The 6,775-nt window shown below is 70.5% G+C and carries 5 protein-coding genes and 1 tRNA gene; 4 read left to right on the top strand and 2 right to left on the bottom strand.

All coding sequences use genetic code 11. The features are described 5' to 3' along the window. Positions 1 to 1,720: S9 family peptidase (locus ACM2XV_RS10860; RefSeq protein ID WP_487026940.1), on the top strand; the 1,720-nt coding region annotated here is incomplete at its 5' end. 140 nt (positions 1,721 to 1,860) lie between these two features. After that, the gene (locus ACM2XV_RS10865) at positions 1,861 to 4,725 is read left to right on the top strand and encodes a hypothetical protein (protein WP_487026941.1); all 2,865 of its coding nucleotides are present in this window, start codon (positions 1,861 to 1,863) and stop codon (positions 4,723 to 4,725) included. A 63-nt stretch (positions 4,726 to 4,788) separates the two neighbouring features. On the opposite strand, the gene ACM2XV_RS10870 is transcribed toward ACM2XV_RS10865, so the two are convergent. Then, a complete protein-coding gene (locus ACM2XV_RS10870) occupies positions 4,789 to 5,277 on the bottom strand; it encodes a YajQ family cyclic di-GMP-binding protein (RefSeq protein WP_344772647.1) in 489 nt (162 codons plus the stop codon). Between the two features lie 155 nt (positions 5,278 to 5,432). On the opposite strand from ACM2XV_RS10870, the gene ACM2XV_RS10875 reads away from it, so the two are divergent. After that, positions 5,433 to 5,514, top strand: a tRNA-Tyr gene (locus ACM2XV_RS10875). A gap of 68 nt (positions 5,515 to 5,582) precedes the next feature. Here the strand turns inward: ACM2XV_RS10875 and ACM2XV_RS10880 are convergent. Beyond that, the gene (locus ACM2XV_RS10880) at positions 5,583 to 6,107 is read right to left on the bottom strand and encodes a DUF805 domain-containing protein (protein ID WP_344772645.1); all 525 of its coding nucleotides are present in this window, start codon (positions 6,105 to 6,107) and stop codon (positions 5,583 to 5,585) included. Between the two features lie 292 nt (positions 6,108 to 6,399). On the opposite strand from ACM2XV_RS10880, the gene ACM2XV_RS10885 reads away from it, so the two are divergent. Continuing rightward, positions 6,400 to 6,775: inositol monophosphatase family protein (locus ACM2XV_RS10885; RefSeq protein WP_487026942.1), on the top strand; the 376-nt coding region annotated here is incomplete at its 3' end.

Consider the following 6,775-nt stretch of genomic DNA (forward strand, 5'->3'; position numbering starts at 1 on the left):
CGCCGAGCTGCTGCCGAGCGCCGTCGACCTGAAGCACGACGGCGAGCTGCGGAAGGCGCGCGACGAGGGCAAGGTCAGCGCGATCCTGCACACGGGCTACCCCGTGCGCTACTGGGACGAGGACCTGGGCCCGGCCGAGACCCGACGCTTCGCCGCCTCGCTCGCCGAGCTCTCCGACGCCCCGGCGACGCCGCTTCCCGTGGCCGAGGGCGACGAGGCGCCTCAGCCGGCGGGCCGGCTCACGTTGCGCCAGCTCACCGGCGCCGGGCGCGGCCTGAACGACGGCGGCGAGCTCACGCCCGACGGCTCGACCCTCGTCGCGGTGCTCGATGTGCCTGCCCCGGGCGCCGCTCAGCGCTCGACCCTGATCGCGATCGACACCGCCACGGGCGAGCGCCGCGTGCTCGTCGACGACCCGGGCTACGACGTGTACGACCCGGCGATCTCACCCGACGGCCTCTGGGTGGCGTACACGAGCGAGACGCACTCGACGCCGCAGTCGGCGCCCGTGGTGCACCTGCAGCTTGTTCCCCTGGCGGGCGGCGAGCCCCGCGTCATCGCCGCCGACTGGGATCGCTGGCCCGGCGAGATCGTCTGGCTGCCGGATTCGAGCGCGCTGCTCGTCACCGCCGACGAGGACGGCCGCGCGCCGGTCTTCCTGATCTCCGGCGTGACGGAGGCCCCGGCCGAGGCACACGTGGAACGGGTGACCGCCGACGCCGCGGCGTTCCACAACCTGCAGCTCACGCGTGACGGCTCCGCGTTGTACGCGCTGCGCACGAGCTACGCGGCACCCGACGCCCCTGTGCGCCTCGATCTCGCGGCGTTCCTGGCGGGGGAGGCCGGCTTGAGGCATCCGATCGCCGCGCAGGAACTGCGCAGCCCGGTCGCCGCCCCTGAACTGCCCGGCACCCTCACCGAGATCGACACGGTCGCCGCAGACGGCAGCCGGGTGCGCGCCTGGCTCGCGCTGCCGGAAGGCGCCTCGGCCGAGAAGCCGGCGCCGCTGCTGCTGTGGATCCACGGCGGCCCGCTGGGGTCGTGGAACACGTGGTCGTGGCGGTGGAACCCGTGGCTGATGGTCGCAGAGGGCTACGCGGTGCTGCTGCCCGACCCTGCGCTCTCGACCGGGTACGGGCAGCAGTTCATCCAGCGCGGCTGGGGCGCATGGGGCCAGGCGCCGTTCACCGACCTGATGTCGATCACCGACGCGGCGGTCGCCCGCAGCGACATCGACGAGACGCGCACGGCGGCGATGGGTGGCTCGTTCGGCGGCTACATGGCGAACTGGGTCGCGGGCCACACCGACCGCTTCCGGGCCATCGTGACGCACGCGAGCCTGTGGGCGCTCGATCAGTTCGGGCCGACGACAGATGCCGCCTGGTACTGGCAGCGTGAGCTGTCGCCCGAGGCGGCGCTCGCGAACAGCCCGCACCTGTCGGTCGAGAAGATCGTGACGCCGATGCTCGTCGTGCACGGCGACCGCGACTACCGCGTGCCGATCGGCGAGGGGCTGCGGCTCTGGTACGAGCTGCTCTCGAAGTCGGGGTCGCCCGCGGCCGACGACGGCTCGACCGACCACCGCTTCCTGTACTTCCCCGACGAGAACCACTGGGTGCTGTCGCCGCAGCACGCGAAGGTCTGGTACCAGGTCGTGCTCGCGTTCCTCGCGAAGCACGTGCTCGGTGAGGAACGGGAGCTGCCGGCGACGCTCGGGTGACGGGGCGGCGCTGCTGATCGGGCGCGGCGCGCAGTCGCCCCTGCTCTGGGGGTCCGCTGAAGCTAGTTCGTGCGTCTAGGAATCCCTATCGTGAGACGGGCGGCCGCACCGGCCGCTTTTCTCTCGCACGGAGTGCCTCGATGAAACGCACCATCTCGGCCTGCGCCGCTCTCGCTGCGCTGACCACTCTCGCTGTCGCCGTCGGCACGGTCCCGGCGAACGCCGCGGACAGCACCGGCACCGGCACCGGCACCGAGAGCCTGTTCGACTACCACGTCGAGGGCGTCGCCCCGACCCTGGTCGACGGCGGGCTGCAGTTCGCCGCCGCCAGCGGGCAGCCGGCTGACGCGTTCCACGAGGAGGGCGTCGCGCTCGCCGACGTGACGGAGCTCGGCTTCACCGTGGCGGTCGCCCCGGCCGATGGCGGTGCGGACCCGGCCTATGTGCTCGAGGTGGACACCGATAGCACGAGTGCGAGCCGCATGACGCTGAGCGCGGAGCCGTACCAGAACGGGCTGGCCCTGAACGCGGCCGGCGATTTCGACGTGACGGGCTGGAAGTTCTGGAGTTCGGATCTCGCCGAGTCGGCCGACGGCGGCAAGTCGAGCCCCGAGCCGCTCAGCTGGTTCGAGGACCAGTACCCCGAGGCGGAGGTCGTCGCCCACGGGCTGCGCCTCGACTCGACGGAATCGAGCTCGGCGGCCGTCGTCTCCGGAACGTCGTTCGACGGCATGACGACCGACTTCACGCTCGGCACGGCGTCGAACCCCATCGCGAGCAGCACCGCGCCCGCCGATGGCACCGAGGTGACACCGGGCGAGCTGAGCGGCATCGACCCGCAGTCCGGCATCGGCACGAAGACGGATGCCTGGACGGCGCCGTCGGCGTTCGGGCCGATCCACTACGCGGTCACGAGCTCCGCCAAAGACCCCGCGGCGGTCGGCGGCCTCGCCGCTCCGAGCGTCACGCAGCCTGCGGGAGAGCTGGTCGCGAGTTCCGGCAGGTTCGTCTGGCACGAGACCGCGCAGGGCACGGTGACGGTGCCGGCCGTGGACGGTGGCAGCTGGGCGATCGACGGCACCGCCGCGACGCCGCGCGTCGCGCAGGCTCTGCCCGACGGAAGTCACACCATCAGCTTCACCCCCGACGGCGGCCGCGCGGTGTACCCCCTCGACGTACCGGCCGGCGGCACGCGCGGCCCCGACGGCTCCGTCGACTTCGCCGTCGCGCTCGCGCCGGGCGCGGACGGCGGCGTCGCAGCCGTCACGTCATCGGCCGCGCCGAAGGTGAGCGGCACCGCGCAGATCGGAAAGACGCTCACCGCGACCACGGGAACGCTCTCGCCGAGCACTGCGAAGGTCAGCTACCAGTGGCTGGCGAGCGGAGCACCCATCTCCGGCGCCGTCGCGCAGACGTACACGCCGACTTCCGCGAGCCTGGTGGGGAAGAAGCTCAGCGTCGCCGTGACGGCGAGGCTCGACGGATATACGAGCTATGTCGCGACCAGTGCGCAGACCGCAGCGGTGGCGACCGGAAGTCTCACGGCGCCGACCCCCACCATCACCGGCACGGCGGCCGTGAACCAGACCCTCACCGCGAAGCCGGGAACGTGGACCTCGGGCACGACGCTCCGCTACCAGTGGTACGCCTCGGGCGCCGCCATTTCGAAGGCGACCGCGTCCACGTTCAAGCTGAGCAGTGCCCAGAAGGGCAAGAAGATCACGGTCAAGGTGACCGGCTCCAAGTCGGGGTATGCCTCGGTTGCCAAGACGTCCCCGGCCCGTGGCCCGGTCACGGCCGGTGTCGTGAGCGGACCCGCCCCGACGATCTCCGGCACGGCGAAGGTGGGGGTGACTCTGACCGCCAAGGCCGGTACGTGGACCTCGGGCTCGACGATCTCGTATCGGTGGTACGCGAACGGTGCGGCGATCAGCGGCGCGACCAAGTCGACACTCGTCCCGGCTGCGGCGCAGCTGGGCGCGAAGGTGACGGTGACGGTCACAGCGACGAAGTCCGGCTGGTCGTCGAACAGCAAGTCGTCGGCGGCGACCGCCGCAGTGGCATCCGGCTCGCTCGCGTCGGCGGTGCCCACCATCGCGGGCATCGCCGCGAAGGGGCAGACGCTCACCGCGAAGGCAGGCGCCTGGACGAGCGGCACCGCTCTGAGCTACCAGTGGTTCGCCGGCGGTGCTCCGATCGCAGGGGCGACCGCCGCCACCCTGAAGCTCGGCGCAGAGCAGGAAGGTCTTCCCATCACGGTCAAAGTCACGGGAACGAAGGCCGGCTACACGACCGTCACCAAGACCTCGGCCGCATCGGGCAAGGTCACGCTCGGTCTCGTCAGCGGGCCGGCGCCCAAGATCTCGGGCACCGTCAAGGTCGGTGCGACGCTGACTGCGGCGCCGGACACGTGGACCTCGGGGAGCGCCCTTTCCTACCGGTGGTACCAGAACGGTGTCGCGATCTCGGGCGCGACGTCAGCGCGCCTCGCCCTCACCGCCGGCTTGTACCAGAAGGTGATCACCGTCCGCGTCACGGGGGCGATTCCCGGCTGGACGAGTTCGACGGTGGCCTCCGCGCCCACCGCCAAGGTGGCGGCTGGCACGCTGACGGCCGCCACGCCGACCATCAGCGGCACAGACCTGGTCGGAAGCACGCTCGTCGCGAACCGCGGCGGGTGGACCGCAGGGACGAGCTTCACGTACCAGTGGTACCGCAACGGTGCGGCGATCCGTGGGGCGACCGGCGCGAGCTACCGGCTCGTGTCAGCCGATGCTCCGTACCCGATCACAGTGAGGGTGACGGGCGCCAAGAGCGGCTATGTCTCCGTCGCGAAGACCAGTGCGCCCACCCGGCGAGTGAGCCCGGGCGACAGCGTCAACTGCTCGAACTTCTCGACCTGGGCGCAGGCGCAGGCGTGGTACAAGAAGTACTACCCGTACTTCGGTGACGTTGCGAAGCTCGACGCCGACCACGACGGGAGCGCGTGCGACGCGCTGAGGTAGCACGAGCCGACACGGATGCCCCGGGCCGAAGCCCGGGGCATCCGCTCGTCTGATCCTGCCGAGCTACCGGAAGTTCACGAACTGCAGGTCGACGTCGAGGTCCTTGCCCTTGAGCAGCGCGATGGTCGACTGCAGGTCGTCGCGCGACTTCGACGAGACGCGCAGCTCGTCGCCCTGGATCTGGCTCTTGATCGACTTGGGCGCCTCGTCACGGATGATCTTCGAGATCTTCTTCGCGACGTCCTGCTCGATGCCGTTCTTGAGCTTCGCCTCGATGCGGAACTCCTTGCCGCTGGGGAACGGCTTGCCGGCATCCAGCGACTTCAGCGAGATGCCGCGCTTGATGAGCTTGGACTGCAGCACGTCGAGCACGGCGGTCACGCGCTCTTCCGAGCTGGCCTTGAGCAGCAGGTCGTCGCCCGACCACTCGACCGAGGCGCCGACACCCTTGAAGTCGTAGCGCTGGTCGAGCTCCTTCTTGGCCTGGTTGACCGCGTTGTCGGCCTCCATCTTGTCGACCTTGGAGACGATGTCGAAAGAAGAATCTGCCATGCGCACCAGCTTAAGCGCGCCGCGGTCTGGCGGGTCGGTGCGGCGGTCCGAGCGGATGCCGGGGGAGTGGCTTCCGATTTCGTGGGAGCGCGCCACGCGGGTACGATTGACCAGCGCCTTCGATCGGGTGAATACACGCGGTCGGAAGCGTCAACGGCGAGTTACCCAAGCGGCCAAAGGGATCTGACTGTAAATCAGCCGGCTTAGCCTTCGGGGGTTCGAATCCCTCACTCGCCACCCGCTGAATGCGCTATGAAGCCCCGGTCAGAAGCTCTTTCTGACCGGGGCTTCACGCGTTGCGCGAGCTACTTGTCGAAGCGCGCGCCCTCGGGCCGCGGCCCCTGGATCGCGAAGACCAGCAGGATGATCCAGCCGATGATCGGCAGGAACCACCAGAACAGGTTCCACCCGCTGTGGTTCGCGTCGTGCAGTCGGCGGAACCAGAGCGCCAGCCACGGGATCAGGATGGCGAGACCCCACAGCGCGGCGATCGTCGAGAAGGTGATCGAGAGCCCGGTGAGGCTGCCGTCGGCCGTGCGGTGGTTCTGGAAGGTGCTGAGCACCGCGTTGATCACCCACGACACGAGCGCCCACCACCAGAACTCGGCCCGGCTCGCCCGGCCGCTGAACGTCGCGTACTTCGTGAAGAAGCGGCGAATCGCGACCGGCAGGGGCGCACCGTAGTAGGGCTGATCGAGCGTCGGCTCACCGCCGGCAGCTCCTGCGGCACCCGACGGCCCATAGCCGTAGCCGGGCGGCGGGGGCGGAGGCGGCGTCGGTGGCCCCGGCGGGGTCGGCGGCGCGGGCGGCGGCGGTGGGACGTCGGACATGCGGAACCTCCATACTGTTTCCCCCGATAAGACGGGTGTTCGGCGCCAGATTAGGGGCACAGCCCCCTCGGGCGACAGAGCCGCGCCCGGATTAAGAACGGCGGGCCCGGGTGAGTCGCACATCTCACCGGGCCCGCCCGCTATGGAGGAATGTCAGTCACGCACACCGACATCGATGACTACGTTGGCGCGCCACACTGGCAGTGACGTTGCCCGCGGCTATGAATCAGGTGTTAAGAGAACGGCAGGGGATGCCCGCGCAGGCCGCTCGCACGCCCCGTAGGCTCGTGCCGTGACGCACGCGAATGACGAGCTTCTCGAGATCGCCCGCTCCACGGCCCTGGCCGCCGCCGAGCTGATCCACCGCAAGCGCGCGGGCGGGGTCGCGGTCGCCGCGCTCAAGTCCTCGCCGGTCGACGTCGTCACCGAGGCCGACCGCGAGTCCGAAGACCTGATCCGCTCGCTGCTCGCCGACGCGCGGCCCGGTGACGGATTCCTCGGCGAGGAGTCCGGCGCGGGCGACGCCCCCACCTCCGGCGTGACCTGGGTCGTCGACCCGATCGACGGCACGGTCAACTATCTCTACGACATCCCCGACTACGCCGTGTCCATCGCGGCCGTCGAGGGCGGCGCCGACCCGGAGACCTGGACGGCGCTCGCCGGCGTCG

Source organism: Gryllotalpicola sp. CP2-P1 (genome assembly GCF_057512245.1).